Below are 14,481 nucleotides of genomic sequence, written 5' to 3'. Positions count from 1 at the left end.
TTTGGGACGGAGATTTTTTTAATTTTCGGTAATATTTATTTGCTTAAATTATATTTAAAAAAAAGAAAAGAGGAAAAAATGAAAAATTTAAAGAAAATATTGTTGGCCATTGTAACTACTACTTTATTAGTTTCATGTTCAGGAAAAAATCAAAAAGATAATTCAAACGAGAGTGACCTATCAAATAATTCAAACAAAAAAGTTTCATCAGAAATTGTAAGTGATGGGGTAATAGACCTTGGAACAAGTGCTGATTTCCCACCATACGAATTTTTTGATGATAACAATAAAATTGTAGGAATCGACGCTGAGATTGCTCAAGAAATTGGAAAAAAACTTGGAGTTGAAGTTAAAATTAAAGACATGGACTTCTCATCAATTATTGCCTCAATAGAATCAGGCAAACTTGATGGAGGAATTGCAGGAATTACTGCTACTGAAGACCGTAAGAAAAATGTAAATTTCTCTGATACTTATGGAAAATCTGTCCAAAAAGTTATTGTTAAAAAAGATTCTTCTTTCAAAAATCCAGAAGATTTGAAAGGAAAAAAAGTTGCAAGCCAACTTGGTTCAACTGGTGAAGCTGCAGCTAAGGATACTTATGGAGAAGAAAAGGTCCAATCTTTTAGCAAGAACATGGATGCAATCGTAGCTTTAAACAATGATAAGGTTGATGCAGTTGTACTTGATGACCAAGTAGCAGAAAAATTTGCAGCTGCAAACAAGGACTTAAAAGTTTTAGATAAAGAATTAGCAAAAGATGAATATGCCATAGCCCTTGATAAGAAAAACGAAAAATTATTAGAAGAAGTAAATAAGGCTATTGATGAACTTAAAAAAGACGGAACAATTGATAAAATTTTTGAAAAATACATGGACAAATAAAAAATGGAAAGTTTTTTACAAGCAATAGAAAAGAATTTAATACAAGATAATAATTACAAGTATTTGACAGATGGTTTAAAAACAACCCTATCAGTTACCTTAATTTCCTTAATTCTTGCCCTAATTTTTGGAATGGCTATAGCCATTATCAAAGATTATGACAAGAATTTGGATAAAAACGATAAGGGATTAAAAGTTACAATAATAAAAATCCTTTCAAAAATTTTAAATATTTTTGTAACTATAGTAAGGGGTACTCCATCAACAATCCAACTTCTCATTATATATAATGTAATTTTGGCAAACACAGACTCCTTATTTTTGGTAGCTGTTGTAACATTTACAATCAATTCATCAGCCTATATGTCAGAAGTATTTAGGGGTGGAATAAACTCTGTTGATAAGGGAGAAATTGAAGCTGCTAGAAGCTTGGGCTTATCCTATGAAAAAACAGCAAAACTTGTTGTAATTCCCCAAGCTATGAAAAATTCCCTACCAGCCTTAGGTAATGAAGTTATAACCTTATTTAAGGAAACATCAATTTCAGGATTTATTGGCCTAGTAGACTTAACAAGGGGAGCTGGAATAATAATATCAAGAACATTTTCAGCAGCAATTCCATACTTTGCAGCAGCGCTCATATATTTACTAGTTGTTTTATTACTTGAAAAAATATTTAAAAAATTAGAAGAGAGGATGGCCCATGATTAAAGTAGAAAATTTAAAAAAATCTTTCAAAGAAAAAGAAGTTTTGAAAGGAATAGACTTAGAAATAAATAAGGGCGATATACTTGCAATAATTGGACCATCAGGATCAGGAAAATCAACCCTACTTAGGACTTTAAACAAACTAGAACAAAAAACAAGTGGAAATATATATTTTGAAAATAAAAATATAGATGAGCTTGATGTAAACAAATTAAGGGAAAAAGTAGGTATGGTTTTTCAACAATTTAATCTTTTTTCAAATATGACAATATTAGAAAACCTCTTAGTTGCTCCCTTAAATACAAAAAAAATGCAAAAAAATCAGGCTGAAAAAAAAGCCCTAGATTTATTAGAAAAAATTGGCCTATCAGATAAAAAAAATTCATACCCAAAAGAACTTTCAGGTGGACAAAAACAAAGAATAGCAATAATAAGAGCCCTAATGATGGAACCTGATTTGATTTTATTTGATGAACCAACAAGTGCCCTTGATCCAGAAATGGTAAAAGACGTTCTAGATTTGATGAAAGATTTAGCAAACGATGGAATGACTATGGCAATAGTAACTCACGAGATGGAATTTGCCAAACAAGTTTCAAATAAAATAATAATAATGGATGATGGGGAAATAGTAGAAGAATCCCAAAATCCAAAAGAATTTTTTGAAAATCCAAAAGAAAAAAGAAGCAAGGAATTTCTATCAAAAGTTTTATAAAAAAAATTGACAAAGCTATCATATATTGGTATTATATAAAGGTAGCTTGCAGGATTGGCGGAATTGGCAGACGCGCAAGACTAAGGATCTTGTGTCCGATTTTAGGACGTGGAAGTTCAAGTCTTCTATCCTGCACCATAGAAAAATTATACAAAGATATAAAAGGATATTGGCAGATATGAGCTGATATCCTTTTATATTTATTAATTTTATTGGATATAAAGGGATATAAAAGGATATGAAAGGATAGGTTTGTAGTTTTTTTGTAGTTACTTATGATTTATATATAAAAAGGACAGTTGTTGAAACTGTCCTTTTTTTCTATGCTTTATTTTCCATGTATTTTACAAAATTGGATAAATATTTTTCTTTTGTATCTTTTGTAACGTGTGTATATATGTTTAAGGTTGTTTTTACGTCTGCATGACCAAGTCTTGTTTGAACATATTTTATACTTGCTCCACTTGCAAATAATAAGCTTGCGTGGGTGTGTCTTAGGTCGTGGACTCTTATTTTTTTGATGTTTGTTTCTTTTATTGCCTTATTGAGTTTGTCGGCTATGTTTGATAACCTTGAATATTTTCCTTTTTTGTTTGGGAAAATTAGTTTATATTTTGATTGGATTTTTAGTTTTTGGAGTTCTAGGATTGTTTTATCGTCTAGATCTATGGTTCTTATGGAGCTTTCTGTTTTTGGTGATGATAGGACTATTTTTTTATATTCTCCTATGCTTAGGGTTTTATTTACTGTTAGGGTTTTGTTTTTAAAATCTATATCGTCCCAAGTTAGGGCCAATGTTTCTCCTCTTCTTAATCCGGTATAGCACATTAATCTAAATAAGGTATACCAATATTGGTTGTTTTTGTAATATTCTAAAAGTGTGTTTACTTCTTCTATGGTTAAAAAATTTATCTGTTTTTTGCCTTTTTTAAATTCTGGCAAGATCACATTATTAAAGGGATTCTTTTTGGTGTAGTTCATTTTTATTGCAAAGTCTATTATTCTTTTTGCATATCCAAAGTATTCTTTTCCTTTTACATAATCTTTTAATGATAGGGCAAATTTTTGACAATCTTGGACTGTTATTTCTTGTATTTTTGTTTGTCCGAATACTGGCAGTATATGAATTTCATATATGCTTGTACAGGCTTCATAGGTTGTTTCTTTTACTTTTGTTTGGTAGATTTCTAGCCACTGTATATAGGCTTTTTGGTAGGATATATTCCCTTCCTGTTCCTCTTCGTATTCTTCTAGTAGTTTTGTATAGGCAAATATTGCTTCATTTCTTGTTTTAAATCCTGCTCTTGTTGTTACTTTTTCGCCCAGTCGTACTTGAAATTTATAAAAATTTTTATTTTGTTTTTGGTATTTTGTTATTTTCATTTTTTCTCCTATTTTTGGTATAATAAGAGTGCAGAGATAATCTGCACTTTCAGTTTAAAGACTTCCTAACTTTGGTCGGTGGGGGAGTCTTTATTTTATTCTTTTTATGATTCGATATATCCTATATCTTTATATTCATTTTCTAATTTATTTAATCTTTTTTCTGTTCCTTGTTTAAATAGCTCTTTTTCTTCTTCCAGGTCAATTTTTAAGCTATCTGCTAAATCTAAGCAATACAATAGTTGTTCAACTAAAGTTTTATCGTTTGGGCCAAATTTTAATTGTATTAAGCCATGTTCTAAGGTTGATAAGTTTAATTGGTATGATTTTACTTCTGTATAACTTGTCAAATCATAATCTGTTTTGGACTTTTTCTTTCCTGTAACTCCACCTACAACAGCACCAGCTGGTCCTAATAAAGCACCACCTACTATAGCTCTACCTACACTTAAACCTCCAGATGTTTTTCCTTTTGTATTTCCTTTTGTTTTTGTTTCTTGTTCAACTTCTAAATTGTGATTGATTATTTCTGCAAAGAAAACAGGAAACATACCATTAAAACTAAAATAATGTTCATCTTTATTTATAAAGTATTTTAGATTATCTGATATTTTATATTGTATTTGTAAAGTTCTTATATATTCTTTTTTATCTTTATCTATAGCTTTCAAAGCCATTTTTTCTATTGATCCACTACCAAAGAAACTGTTTGTTTGAAAGAATTCTTTTTCATCTTGGCTTATAGGCAATTTTTGTTCGAACTTACCTTTTATCTCTTCTATTTGCCTTTTAATTTCTTCCTTTTTTTCTTTTTTAATTTGATTTTGTTCTTTCATCTCATTAAATTTGTTTTTTGCGTTGTCAAAAAATCCCATAATTTTCTCCTTTTTTTATTTATATAAAATCTCCAATGGAGATATTATAATCATTTACTGCCCTTAACATACATTCCAACCATTTCACCAAGTATTCTAATATTGGTAGATTCATCTAAATCTATAATTATAGGGGAATATGATTTATTTTCTGGTTGTAGTATTATTTGATTTTCTTTTTTGTAGAATCTTTTTAGGGTGGTTGTATCATCAATGAAAACGGCAGCGATAGATCCGTTTTCTACTTGTGGGGTTTGTTTAAAAAATACTAAATCGCCCTCATGAATACCAGCATCTATCATTGAATCTCCATCTGCATAAAGACAAAAATCTGAGTTTATTATTTCTGGGTCTGCTGGGAAATATCCCTCATAGTTTTCTACTGACATTACTGGTTTACCACATTGGATATGTCCTAGTATGGGAATTTTTATTATTTTTTTTACTGGTATTACTCCTGGTATGCCTGATAGGTCGGTTTTATCTTTTTCCCAACCCATAATATAAGATGGAGATACATCAAAAAGATTAGCTAATGATTCAATTTTATCTTGTGGAATATTAGTTATTATTCCATTTTCATACTTATGTAAAGTTTGTTTACTAGCTCCTATAATTTTACCAACTTCTTCTTGAGTTAAATTTCTTTCTGTTCTTAAATTTTTAATGATATTTCCTTTATTTATTTTCATAATATTTACCTCTTATATAAATAATACAACAAAAAAACTTTTAAAGCAACAAAAAAGTAAAAAAAAAGGTAAAATATATCTTGACAAGTTACAAAAAGCATTGTATCATATAAATAACTTAATAAGTTACTGGAAGGAGTGATGTATTTGAGAAGAGATGAATTGAAAGGAATTATTGTAAGTAAAGGAAAAACTCAAAAAGATGTTGCAGATTACTTAGATATGTCTGAAAAAACTTTTAATACGAAATTAAAAAATGGAATATTTGGATCGGATGATATTGATAAAATGATTGATTTTTTAGAAATAGAAGATCCTATGTGGATTTTTTTTGACAGAAAAGTAACTTTAAAAGATACTAAACAAATATCTTTTGTAAAACTGCAATAAATAGAATTATGTAGATTTCTTTTGCTGGTGTAAAAAAATATGGAGAAAAAGAAAGGAGGGACACATGGTAAATGTTATAAAGGCTGAAGGTGATAAAAATAAAAGAAAGAAGGTAGGAATAGATATTAATTTTGTAGCTTTTAAATATGATGATCTTAGTTTTTTGGATGATGTATTTAAAAAGATTGAGTATTTAGAAAAGGAGTACAAAATTGATTGCACTCCTATCAATATTAATATTAATAATTAATTGTTTTTTGTGTAATTTCTTAAAGAATTTTTAATTTGTTCGTAGGTTTCTTTATAGAGTTTTACTAATGATTCTGGTGTTTGTTCGGATAGGTCTTTTGATTCAAGCAGAAGTCGTGTTAAGTATTCTGCTTGTTCATAGAATGTAGTATTTGGCATATAATCACCTCCTTTCTGGTTTTATTATAGCAGATTGGAGATTGTGTATTGAATTTAAAAGGTTAAGACAAAGGAAAAGAAAGGAGGGGGATGGTTGAAAAGATTTTTAGAAAATATTGAGATTAACAGATTTATTGAAGATAATTTCAATTCTGTATCTGAATTTTGTAGAGAGCTTAATATTTCTAGATCACATTTTGATGGAATGATGAAAAGGGAAATAGCTTGTGGGAGAAAAACTCAAAATAAGTTAAAGAATTTGCTTAAAGGTTATGGTATTGATATTGAAGATTTGCTTGAACCTTTACCGATTATTATTGGAGATAAAAAAGTTAAGGAAATTATAATTTCTGATAATAAAAATAGGTTAATAGTTTCTATTAATTCTAATAGTGAGATAAGTGATAAAAATTACAAAGTAGAGTATATCCCATTTTCTTAATCTAAATTGTTGTTTTTAGATTTATCGGGATTGGAAACAGGTGTTTCTATACCATTTATCAAACGAACATGATAATTCTCGTAATTGCCAGCTTTTATAGATCTAACGAAGTCTTGTCTTGTCATATATCTACCAGACTTTGTGTCTTTAAAGTTTAAATTTCTTCCAGTTGAAGATTGATTTGTGGTTATTACTCTTTTCAATTGTCACCTCCTTTCTGGATAAAATATTTAACAAATTAAGAGATATACTCTACTAGAAAAATTTTACCATCTTTGACTATAAAAAGCAATATATATAGTTATTATAATTCTGTGTAATACTATAAGTTGTGGTTTTAAATGAGATTAAAAAAGAAAGACAAGGAAAAGGAAAGGAGAAGAAATGGGAGATTATATTTATTCTGGAGATCATAAAAGGTTAGAGAAAAAGGATTATGAAAATTGTATTAACAAAATTTTTGATGTATTAAAAGAACTTCCTGAAGACAAACATTATTATGCAAGTTATAAGTATTGTCTCAAGGAAGTTTTGGAAAGGCTTAAGGTCAGAAATTTTAATAATTTATAAGATTTCTTCTATTAATTGTTGCATTGAGCATATTAGTACATTTATATCTTTATCTTTTCCGTGATGTCTATTGTATGTGTTATCTTTATTAGCATCTACTTTTACACTAATATTTTCTGAATATTTTTTATTTGATGGAGATGTATAAGATATTTGAAAGTTTAATATTAAATTTTCTTCAGGTGGATTTATTAAAGATTTATATGACTGGTTTGGTACTAAGGTGCTTTCTTGTATTGAATTGAAAGGTGTTAAATCGTCTATGCAAGATATTTTGCTTAGATTATAATCACATTTAAAAATGTTAATCTTTCCAGCACTTTTTCCAAAATTTTTGATGATTAATATCTTATATGGAGTACCTAAATTTATAGTTTTTAGATAGACGGTTATATACGGTCTTGTACTTTCTTCAATTTGTTTTGAGTTTTGTTTTAATGTACAGACTGAAATTATAAGAGCAATTATAGCAGTTAGTGATTGTATTATTTCTAACATTATATACCTCCTTTCTGATTTTATTATAGCAGATTGGAGATTGTGGATAGGTTTTAAATAATTAAGAAAGAAGATGTAGGAGGATGAGGAGTTATGGAGGAAAGGCTTACAGTTTTAAAAGAATATATGACACTTTCCGATATGAAGGAATATTTTCAATTTAAGGATTCTAAGACTTTTAGAGATTGGGAGCAAAAGGGGCTGAAAACAATAAAGCTTACGGAATCTTCCAAACTTTATAAGGCTTGTGATATAAGGGAGTTTTTAGATAATTTAAAATAATTTATGGAGGAGATTATGGAGAATAAGAAAGTTAGAAGAATTAGAAAAAGAAGTCAGGTGTTTGAGATGTTAGATGGTAAAAAGCTTGATGATGCTTGTGTTAGGTTTACTGCTAAGCCTGAGAGAGAAAGGATGAGGGATAAGTTTTTAGGAATTTTTGTTGTTGGTTTGTGCATGACCTTGGCCATAGCTGGTCCAAGTGAATTAATTAGGGTGTCAGGGATAGTAGCAATGTTTTTGGGGTCTCTTATGGCTTTTTTGGCATAAAAAAAAGCCGACAGCAATCGGCTTTTTAGAAATTTGTTATAGGGTTATTATACTTCGTTTTTAATTTTTGGAAAGGCTGGAGATTTCTATATGCTAAGGAAATTTCTTGGTCTTTCTTAAAATGTATATTTATGATTATATTTAAGGATTTGGAGAATATTTATGAAAATAGAGAATCAAGTTATGTTTATGAGAAATTTGATTAATGTTAGTGATGAGGATGTTATTTCTCTTGGGGAGTATTTCAATGGGGTTGGTTCTGGTATTAATCCTAGAAAGAATGGTTGTAATGAAGATTGTTTTGATATGCACTTTTTAGTGTTGTGTGAGCTTAAAAGAAGGGGGATTTATGATGGAGATTTGGAAAGATTTATTGGATAGGGGTTGGAGATTTAATGCTGATGTTATTAGTAGTTTTGATGTGCCTAGGTATGAGTTTAATCGTTTTAGGATGAGAATTAGAGATTCTTATCCTAAGTTTTATAGGGACAATGTTTTTAAGCGTGAGGATAGGAGACTTTTACTTTCTCCAAAGATGGTGGAGATCATGAAAGATATTTATGATTCTCATAGGTGGAAAAATGAGAGGGTATGTGATGATGATTTTGCCAAGGCTTTGAGTAAGTTTGATGAGGGCAATGATAAGAATTTTAAAGAGGAATCTTTTTATAAGATTGATTTTAATGGTGAGGATTTTGAGACTATTCGAGGAATGGTTGATGAGAAAATTTCCCATTTAGATGATGAGATTAGGGTTTTGAATGATTATAAGTCCAATTTATTGGAGTTTAGGGACAAGGTTGTTTATTTAAGTGAGAATTAAGGAGGATTATTATGGCAGAAAATCCTAATTATTATAGTATTTTACCGGCTAATGTTAGGTATGATGATAGGCTAAAGGCCAATGAAAAGTTATTGTATTCTGAAATTACAGCCCTTGCAAATCTACATGGATATTGTTATGCTAGCAATTCTTATTTTGCTAAATTGTATGGGGTTAAGAAGGATACAGTTAGTGGGTGGATTAATAAGTTATGCAAGTTTGGTTATCTTAGTACGGAATTAATATACAAGAAAAATAGCAGGGAAGTAGAGTCTAGGAAAATTTATATTGTTCCAAATTCTGATAAGAAAGATTTGGGAGAAAATTGTCCTGACCCTATCCCACAAAAAGAGGATACCCCTCCGATAAATAAAGGGGAGACCTATCCGATAAATATCGGGGAGGGTACCCGATATAAATCGGAAGATAATAATACAAGATATAATACTACAAGTATTAATAATCTTCTTCATGATGATGAGGATGAAAATCTCCATAATTTAGAAAAAGTTTTGGATAGGGTTATGGATACTTGGAATAAGCTTGATAGTAATATTCCTAGGCTTAAGTCTATTAGTCCTAATACTAAGCGTTATAGGTTAACCAAGTTATGTCTAGATGAGTATGGGATTGATTATCTTTTGGGGGCTATTAATAAAATTAATTATAGCAAGTTTCTCCAGGGTTATTCGGATAGGAGTGATTTTGTTATTAATTATGATTGGTTTATAGATCCTAATAATTTTTCTAAGGTGTCTGAGGGCAATTATTCTGACAGCAAGAAAGAAGCTGTTAAGTCTAAAAGGCATAGTGATTGTAAAGAGGCCATTGATTTGGCTGAGAGGATGAGGCAGGAGAGATTTAAAAGGATTTTAGGACAAGGCTAGGAGGAAGAAATGTTTTTAAAGATTAAATATGAAAATGAATCGGCTATATTTTTGAATACTGATTTTTTTAGGGTTTGTAGGGTTGATGTTGAAGATAAGTCTGCCCGTTTGGAGATTATTAATAGGAATGGGGAAGAGGAAGTATTTGATGATATTGAATATTCTGGAGATTTTAAGAATTTTGTGGAGGGCTTATAGTGCCTGTAATTATTAAATATTTAATTTTCATGATACTTGTTAGTGATTTTTGCTATTTTGGTTTTAAAAGATTTGGAAAAATAAAGTTAGATTTTTCTAGGTTTGATTTTGGATTAATATTTGGGCAAGTGTCAGTTTTGGCTTTTGTTGGAATTATTGTTTATAGGTTTTTGGGATAGGAGGAGTTTTGTTAAAGATTAAGACTAAGAGATTTTTTAATAATTTGTTTAATGGTTTTGGTAGACCTAAGAAGATTTATGTAAGTATAAGGCAAGATGAAAAATCGTCAATAATTTCTTTTGGAGATTTTCAGTTTGATTTGAGGGAGATTGGACTTTGTTTGAAAGAAGTGGAGGAAGAAGAATGAAAAAATGGCAATTAGATAGGGCCGCTTATTATTGGGCAGTTACTTTTTTACCAACATATATTGAGGAATTGAAAAAGAAAATAGAAAAGGCTGATGATGATTTGGTGAAAATAGGACTTAACATAAAATTAGATAAGGCAGAAGAAGATCTTACTGAAATATCAAAAGTGTATTTAAAATTAATAGATGGTTAAAAAGTGGGGAAAAAAAGATGAAAAAGAAAGTGAATAATGTAAGAGATATACTTGTTAGTATAGAGTTTGATCCTATAGAAATTGGATTTATTCAAGCTAGTATTGATACTTATTTGGAAACGGTAAGGAAAAAATTTGGAGATAAAGATGGTTTGGTCCATTTACCATTAGTTGAACCTACGGGAAAGACTTGTCTTGGTAAAATTGATAAGGCTATAGATGAGCTAGAAAAAATTTATGAATGGGGAGAAATAGATGATTAATAATTTAACTCTAGTTGGTAGGCTTGTTAAGGATCCTGAGCTTAGGTATACAAGGTCTAATATTGGTGTATGTTCTTTTGTGCTTGCTGTTGATAGGGAGTTGAGCAAGGAAAAAAGAGAGGAAGCCAAGGCAAATAATTATCCTACGGCAGATTTTCCAAGGGTTGTTGTATGGGGCAAGATGGGAGAGGTTTGTTCTAAGTATCTCCAAAAAGGCTCAATGGTTGCTATTGTTGGAAAAATTCAAACTGGTTCATACAAGGACAAGGACGGAAAGATGGTTTATACAACTGATGTTAGAGCTGATAGGGTAAGATTTTTAGATACAAAGTCTAGTGGAGATAAGGATAAGGCTGATTATCATAATAATATTACAAGCATTGATGATTATTTTAGTGATGATTTTGTGGAAATTCAGGATGATAATATTCCTTTTTAGGTGAGTTATGGAGAAATTGTATTTTATGGTTACTGCTGATGAATTGGAATGGCCAATTGCTGTTGGTAGGTCTATTGAGGAATTGGCAAGGGATTCTGGTAAGGCTGAAGGGACTATTTACACTAAGATGAGAAATCAAAGGAAAGGTTTAAAAATTAAAGATTACAAGGTTGAAGTTGTGGAGGTGGAAGAATGAAAACTAAGGAATTTATCAAAAGAGTTGAAGAGTTGGGGTTTAAGGTTAATAAAGGAATTACACGAATATGCATAGTTAGCGAAGGACTTACTGTTGCTACAATATCCACTGAACGAGTACATTATATTAATTGTTTCTGTTTTGTAGATATTGAATGGGAAAATCAAGATAAACTGTTTAACCTAATTGTCGAGTATGCAAAAACACCTATTGAGGATAGGGAGGAAGAAAAGAAATATTATTTGAAGCATAGGTGGATAAAAAATTCTATTAATGGTAAAGGCTACCTCAATTGTTTTATACATGATGATATCATGAGATTATCATCTACCCTACAAGATAAAAGTGCTAAAACCCAATTTACACGTAAAGAAATTGAAGAAATCAAGAAAAAGTTTGATACTGATTTGAAAGATTTTGAGTTGGTGGAGGTAGAAAATGAAAACAAACATACAAGTTGTATTTAAAGATGAAAACGAAACTATATTTGATGCAAATTCTTTTAGATTTGAAGAAGACGGATTTTGTTATTTAGAGTTTAACGAAGAAGATAAATATACACTTATTGCTTGCGTATCAACATCTGAAATTAAATATCTAATGTTTGTGGAGGTGGAAGAATGAAAAGTGATAAGGAAAAGTTATTTGATATGTTTAATGTTTTTGAAAATGCAATTAAAGAAGTTGAGGATATAGGCGAATATAGAGATTATGATTTAGATCAAAATATTGAGGAAATTTATAATAAATTAGAGGATTTGAGTATTGATGTTTGGGGATTGATTCGTGAAAGGGGTTGGAGTGATGACTAATCTCCAAAGTTTTAAGGCTTTACAGGCTAATGGTTTTGGTAAAAATTTTGAGAAATTAATTGATTTGGCTTGTAAGTATTATAGGGCTGAGGGCAAGGCTGATATTGCTAAGATTGATGAGCCTTTTAGGGTTATTAGGCTTAAAAATGCTGGTCGATTTGAAGGGCAGTTTACAAAAAACGCTAACCCTGATTTTGAGGGGACTCTTGATGGTGGTAGGTCTATTTGTTTTGAGGCAAAGTACACTACAAGCGATAGAATGAAACAAAGTGTGGTTTCAGATAAGCAAGCCGAGGTTTTGGAGATTAAAAGTAAGCTAGGTGGTCTTGCTGGTGTTTGTATAGGGATTAAAGACAGGTATTTCTTTATCCCTTGGAATATTTGGGCAAATATGAAAGAAATATTTGGTAGAAAGTATGTTAAGGCTGATGATCTATCCCGATATGAGGTTATTTTTAGGCAAGGGGTCAGATTTTTGGATTATAAGTATGAGTAAGTTTTTAAATATTAATGATTGTTCTTTATTTTTGGAGATTGTTATTTATATTTTGGAAAATAGGTTTGATTTTTCGGATAAGGATATTGATAAGTTTATTTGTGAAATTGAAATGAGAATTGATGATAATTTTGAGGAGGTTTTTAATGATTAAGTACAAGGCACCTTACATATTAAGTAAGAAAGATGGAGATATTGGCTATGATGTAAGAGCTATTGAAGATAGGATATTGGAGCCAATGGAAACTGCTACTATTTCTACTGGTGTTTTCTTGGAATTAGATAATGGATATTATGCTGATTTAAGGCCAAGGTCTGGTAATTCTAGTAAGGGTCTTATTTGCAATCTGGGTTTGATTGATACTTCTTATAGGGGAGAGATTAAGGCTTCTATTACAAATCTTACTGGTAATGATTATGAGATTAAGAAAGGTGATAGGATTGGCCAACTTGTTTTTAGGAAAGAAAGTATGGTTGATTTGGAGAAAGTTTTGGAGATTGATTGTAATACTGATAGGGGTTCTAAGGGTTTTGGGTCTTCTGGTAGGTAGTTAGGAGTTATGATGCAAAGTTTTTATATAAATTTGGTTAAGGAAAAGTTGAAAAGATATTTTTATGCTAGAGATTTTATTGAAAGAGCTGAAAGGAAGATTGATGAATTAAATAACCTTAAGGAAGGTAAGACTGTTGTTTTTTATGGTGATAAGCCACCTTTTGGTGGATCTGAGGATAAGGACAAGTTACTGAATATTCTGGCAGAGATTGACTTATTAGAAACTAATATTAGAGAGAATAAAAAGATTATCGAAGAGCTTGATTATGCTTTCAAGAGTATGAGTGAGATCCAAAGGGATATTACTTTGGAGATTTATGGGAGACCTTATAAGTATAATAAGATACAGAATCTGAAAGATAAATACCATTATGAGAAAGCCCATTTATATAATCTAGCAAATGAAGGTTTGGTTCATATTGCTTTGTCTTTATTCGGTAAATATTAATATAGTAAAGTAATTTGATAAAAATATTTAAGAATTAGACTATTAGTGGACACTTTATACGGCAATAGGGTGTATAATGGTAGTGTGAAAGTAAGCGAGAAAATCCTCCATGATTATTTATTATTGTTTACTTTCTAGTAACATACATTCTCATTAGAGTCTCCTAGTTTATAAATTATTTTTGAAAGCTACCACCACCTTTGTGTTGGTAGTTTTTATTTTACATAGAGAAAGGATTATAGTATGGCCAAGGAGAGATTGGATAGGACTGGACCTCATAGGGCAACCTTTGAAAGGAACAAGAAGATAATACTTAAGACGCAGAATGTATGTGGTATATGTGGTAAGCCTGTAGACCTAAGTCTTAAGGCACCTAATCCTTTGGCTCCTTGTATTGATCATATAATCCCAGTATCAAAGGGTGGACATCCATCTGACATTGATAACTTACAGCTTGCACATTGGTCTTGCAATAGAGCAAAGTCAGACAAGCTATTTAAAAATAAAGTAAACATAGAGCCTGAAGTGATAGGAAATAGGAATCTTCCATGGTCGACTGATTGGACAAAATATAAACCAAAAAAATTTAAAGGTATGTAGGGGGGATACCCCCCTCCCCGGTCGGTTGGCCGGAGTTCAGCCGTCCACTGTACATTTTTTATCATGCGGGGTTGGTTATTTTTTTAGAAA

At 30.4% G+C, this 14,481-nt stretch carries 33 protein-coding genes and 1 tRNA gene; 28 read left to right on the top strand and 6 right to left on the bottom strand.

The window, feature by feature from the left end:
• Positions 1-78: 78 nt before the first annotated feature.
• The 4 genes from CJ192_RS05055 (at position 79) to CJ192_RS05040 (ending at position 2,446) form a co-directional block, all read left to right on the top strand.
• The gene (locus CJ192_RS05055; RefSeq protein WP_102197997.1) at positions 79-885 is read left to right on the top strand and encodes a transporter substrate-binding domain-containing protein; all 807 of its coding nucleotides are present in this window, start codon (positions 79-81) and stop codon (positions 883-885) included.
• Between the two features lie 3 nt (positions 886-888).
• Positions 889-1,596, top strand: a complete 708-nt coding sequence (locus tag CJ192_RS05050; RefSeq protein ID WP_102197996.1) for an amino acid ABC transporter permease — start codon at positions 889-891, stop codon at positions 1,594-1,596.
• Positions 1,589-2,308: an amino acid ABC transporter ATP-binding protein gene (locus tag CJ192_RS05045; protein ID WP_102197995.1), complete on the top strand. Its 720-nt coding sequence runs from the start codon at positions 1,589-1,591 to the stop codon at positions 2,306-2,308. The genes CJ192_RS05050 and CJ192_RS05045 overlap by 8 nt, the downstream gene beginning before the upstream one ends.
• 48 nt (positions 2,309-2,356) lie before the next feature.
• Positions 2,357-2,446: transfer RNA gene (locus CJ192_RS05040), tRNA-Leu, on the top strand.
• 183 nt (positions 2,447-2,629) lie between these two features.
• Here the strand turns inward: CJ192_RS05040 and CJ192_RS05035 are convergent.
• From CJ192_RS05035 to CJ192_RS05025, 3 genes are all read right to left on the bottom strand, one after another.
• The gene (locus tag CJ192_RS05035; RefSeq protein WP_102197994.1) at positions 2,630-3,691 is read right to left on the bottom strand and encodes a tyrosine-type recombinase/integrase; all 1,062 of its coding nucleotides are present in this window, start codon (positions 3,689-3,691) and stop codon (positions 2,630-2,632) included.
• A gap of 104 nt (positions 3,692-3,795) precedes the next feature.
• On the bottom strand, positions 3,796-4,566 hold the full coding sequence (locus CJ192_RS09380) for a hypothetical protein (protein WP_102197993.1): 771 nt from the start codon (positions 4,564-4,566) through the stop codon (positions 3,796-3,798).
• Between the two features lie 50 nt (positions 4,567-4,616).
• The gene (locus CJ192_RS05025) at positions 4,617-5,258 is read right to left on the bottom strand and encodes a LexA family protein (protein WP_102197992.1); all 642 of its coding nucleotides are present in this window, start codon (positions 5,256-5,258) and stop codon (positions 4,617-4,619) included.
• Between the two features lie 141 nt (positions 5,259-5,399).
• Here CJ192_RS05025 and CJ192_RS05020 point away from each other — a divergent pair, with 141 nt between their 5' ends.
• Together CJ192_RS05020 and CJ192_RS05015 are read left to right on the top strand one after the other, a co-directional pair.
• Complete coding sequence (locus tag CJ192_RS05020; RefSeq protein WP_102197991.1) at positions 5,400-5,648, top strand: helix-turn-helix domain-containing protein; 249 nt, start codon at positions 5,400-5,402, stop codon at positions 5,646-5,648.
• Positions 5,649-5,712: 64 nt separating this feature from the next.
• On the top strand, positions 5,713-5,898 hold the full coding sequence (locus CJ192_RS05015; RefSeq protein WP_102197990.1) for a hypothetical protein: 186 nt from the start codon (positions 5,713-5,715) through the stop codon (positions 5,896-5,898).
• Here the strand turns inward: CJ192_RS05015 and CJ192_RS09305 are convergent.
• Positions 5,895-6,056 (bottom strand): hypothetical protein, encoded by a 162-nt coding sequence (locus CJ192_RS09305; RefSeq protein ID WP_180960890.1) that lies wholly within the window; start codon positions 6,054-6,056, stop codon positions 5,895-5,897. The genes CJ192_RS05015 and CJ192_RS09305 overlap by 4 nt on opposite strands.
• Before the next feature lie 94 nt (positions 6,057-6,150).
• Here CJ192_RS09305 and CJ192_RS05010 point away from each other — a divergent pair, with 94 nt between their 5' ends.
• Positions 6,151-6,498 (top strand): hypothetical protein, encoded by a 348-nt coding sequence (locus CJ192_RS05010; protein ID WP_102197989.1) that lies wholly within the window; start codon positions 6,151-6,153, stop codon positions 6,496-6,498.
• On the opposite strand, the gene CJ192_RS05005 is transcribed toward CJ192_RS05010, so the two are convergent.
• Entirely contained in the window at positions 6,495-6,701 is a 207-nt protein-coding gene (locus CJ192_RS05005) for a hypothetical protein (RefSeq protein ID WP_040349230.1), read from the bottom strand. The two genes, CJ192_RS05010 and CJ192_RS05005, sit on opposite strands and share 4 nt — an antisense overlap.
• 181 nt (positions 6,702-6,882) lie before the next feature.
• Here CJ192_RS05005 and CJ192_RS05000 point away from each other — a divergent pair, with 181 nt between their 5' ends.
• A complete protein-coding gene (locus tag CJ192_RS05000) occupies positions 6,883-7,068 on the top strand; it encodes a hypothetical protein (RefSeq protein ID WP_102197988.1) in 186 nt (61 codons plus the stop codon).
• Here the strand turns inward: CJ192_RS05000 and CJ192_RS04995 are convergent.
• Positions 7,063-7,566: a DUF8453 domain-containing protein gene (locus CJ192_RS04995; RefSeq protein ID WP_102197987.1), complete on the bottom strand. Its 504-nt coding sequence runs from the start codon at positions 7,564-7,566 to the stop codon at positions 7,063-7,065. The genes CJ192_RS05000 and CJ192_RS04995 overlap by 6 nt on opposite strands.
• Positions 7,567-7,659: 93 nt before the next feature.
• Between CJ192_RS04995 and CJ192_RS04990 the strand changes: the two genes are divergently transcribed.
• The 20 genes from CJ192_RS04990 to CJ192_RS04900 all read left to right on the top strand — a co-directional run bounded on the left by CJ192_RS04990 (position 7,660) and on the right by CJ192_RS04900 (position 14,391).
• A complete protein-coding gene (locus CJ192_RS04990; RefSeq protein ID WP_004817930.1) occupies positions 7,660-7,848 on the top strand; it encodes a hypothetical protein in 189 nt (62 codons plus the stop codon).
• Positions 7,849-7,863: 15 nt separating this feature from the next.
• Positions 7,864-8,115: a hypothetical protein gene (locus CJ192_RS04985; RefSeq protein ID WP_102197986.1), complete on the top strand. Its 252-nt coding sequence runs from the start codon at positions 7,864-7,866 to the stop codon at positions 8,113-8,115.
• A gap of 162 nt (positions 8,116-8,277) precedes the next feature.
• Positions 8,278-8,496 carry a hypothetical protein gene (locus CJ192_RS04980; protein ID WP_102197985.1) on the top strand — a complete coding sequence of 73 codons (219 nt, stop codon included), beginning with the start codon at positions 8,278-8,280 and terminating at the stop codon, positions 8,494-8,496.
• The gene (locus CJ192_RS04975; RefSeq protein WP_102197984.1) at positions 8,465-8,938 is read left to right on the top strand and encodes a hypothetical protein; all 474 of its coding nucleotides are present in this window, start codon (positions 8,465-8,467) and stop codon (positions 8,936-8,938) included. Before CJ192_RS04980 ends, CJ192_RS04975 begins: the two co-directional genes overlap by 32 nt.
• Before the next feature lie 11 nt (positions 8,939-8,949).
• Positions 8,950-9,825: a helix-turn-helix domain-containing protein gene (locus CJ192_RS04970; RefSeq protein ID WP_102197983.1), complete on the top strand. Its 876-nt coding sequence runs from the start codon at positions 8,950-8,952 to the stop codon at positions 9,823-9,825.
• A 9-nt stretch (positions 9,826-9,834) separates the two neighbouring features.
• A complete protein-coding gene (locus tag CJ192_RS04965) occupies positions 9,835-10,023 on the top strand; it encodes a hypothetical protein (protein WP_102197982.1) in 189 nt (62 codons plus the stop codon).
• Positions 10,023-10,202, top strand: coding sequence for a hypothetical protein (locus CJ192_RS04960; protein ID WP_102197981.1), 180 nt, complete (start codon positions 10,023-10,025; stop codon positions 10,200-10,202). Before CJ192_RS04965 ends, CJ192_RS04960 begins: the two co-directional genes overlap by 1 nt.
• A gap of 8 nt (positions 10,203-10,210) precedes the next feature.
• Positions 10,211-10,390: a hypothetical protein gene (locus CJ192_RS04955; protein WP_102197980.1), complete on the top strand. Its 180-nt coding sequence runs from the start codon at positions 10,211-10,213 to the stop codon at positions 10,388-10,390.
• A complete protein-coding gene (locus CJ192_RS04950; protein WP_102197979.1) occupies positions 10,387-10,584 on the top strand; it encodes a hypothetical protein in 198 nt (65 codons plus the stop codon). The genes CJ192_RS04955 and CJ192_RS04950 overlap by 4 nt, the downstream gene beginning before the upstream one ends.
• Positions 10,585-10,601: 17 nt before the next feature.
• Entirely contained in the window at positions 10,602-10,847 is a 246-nt protein-coding gene (locus CJ192_RS04945; protein ID WP_102197978.1) for a hypothetical protein, read from the top strand.
• Complete coding sequence (locus CJ192_RS04940; RefSeq protein WP_102197977.1) at positions 10,840-11,286, top strand: single-stranded DNA-binding protein; 447 nt, start codon at positions 10,840-10,842, stop codon at positions 11,284-11,286. The genes CJ192_RS04945 and CJ192_RS04940 overlap by 8 nt, the downstream gene beginning before the upstream one ends.
• A gap of 7 nt (positions 11,287-11,293) precedes the next feature.
• Positions 11,294-11,482, top strand: a complete 189-nt coding sequence (locus CJ192_RS04935; protein ID WP_102197976.1) for a hypothetical protein — start codon at positions 11,294-11,296, stop codon at positions 11,480-11,482.
• The gene (locus CJ192_RS04930) at positions 11,479-11,949 is read left to right on the top strand and encodes a hypothetical protein (protein WP_102197975.1); all 471 of its coding nucleotides are present in this window, start codon (positions 11,479-11,481) and stop codon (positions 11,947-11,949) included. The genes CJ192_RS04935 and CJ192_RS04930 overlap by 4 nt, the downstream gene beginning before the upstream one ends.
• Entirely contained in the window at positions 11,921-12,106 is a 186-nt protein-coding gene (locus CJ192_RS04925) for a hypothetical protein (RefSeq protein ID WP_102197974.1), read from the top strand. Before CJ192_RS04930 ends, CJ192_RS04925 begins: the two co-directional genes overlap by 29 nt.
• On the top strand, positions 12,103-12,294 hold the full coding sequence (locus CJ192_RS04920; RefSeq protein WP_102197973.1) for a hypothetical protein: 192 nt from the start codon (positions 12,103-12,105) through the stop codon (positions 12,292-12,294). Before CJ192_RS04925 ends, CJ192_RS04920 begins: the two co-directional genes overlap by 4 nt.
• Positions 12,287-12,790 (top strand): Holliday junction resolvase RecU, encoded by a 504-nt coding sequence (locus tag CJ192_RS04915; protein ID WP_102197972.1) that lies wholly within the window; start codon positions 12,287-12,289, stop codon positions 12,788-12,790. The genes CJ192_RS04920 and CJ192_RS04915 overlap by 8 nt, the downstream gene beginning before the upstream one ends.
• Positions 12,783-12,944 (top strand): hypothetical protein, encoded by a 162-nt coding sequence (locus CJ192_RS09300; RefSeq protein ID WP_180960889.1) that lies wholly within the window; start codon positions 12,783-12,785, stop codon positions 12,942-12,944. Before CJ192_RS04915 ends, CJ192_RS09300 begins: the two co-directional genes overlap by 8 nt.
• Complete coding sequence (locus CJ192_RS04910) at positions 12,937-13,341, top strand: dUTP diphosphatase (RefSeq protein ID WP_102197971.1); 405 nt, start codon at positions 12,937-12,939, stop codon at positions 13,339-13,341. Before CJ192_RS09300 ends, CJ192_RS04910 begins: the two co-directional genes overlap by 8 nt.
• Positions 13,342-13,353: 12 nt before the next feature.
• The gene (locus CJ192_RS04905; protein WP_102197970.1) at positions 13,354-13,791 is read left to right on the top strand and encodes a hypothetical protein; all 438 of its coding nucleotides are present in this window, start codon (positions 13,354-13,356) and stop codon (positions 13,789-13,791) included.
• Between the two features lie 243 nt (positions 13,792-14,034).
• Positions 14,035-14,391, top strand: coding sequence for an HNH endonuclease (locus CJ192_RS04900; RefSeq protein ID WP_004817979.1), 357 nt, complete (start codon positions 14,035-14,037; stop codon positions 14,389-14,391).
• Positions 14,392-14,481: the final 90 nt, after the last annotated feature.

Source organism: Anaerococcus hydrogenalis (assembly GCF_002871895.1).
Taxonomy (GTDB): domain Bacteria; phylum Bacillota; class Clostridia; order Tissierellales; family Peptoniphilaceae; genus Anaerococcus; species Anaerococcus hydrogenalis.
This window is presented reverse-complemented; position numbering and strand designations above follow the sequence as displayed.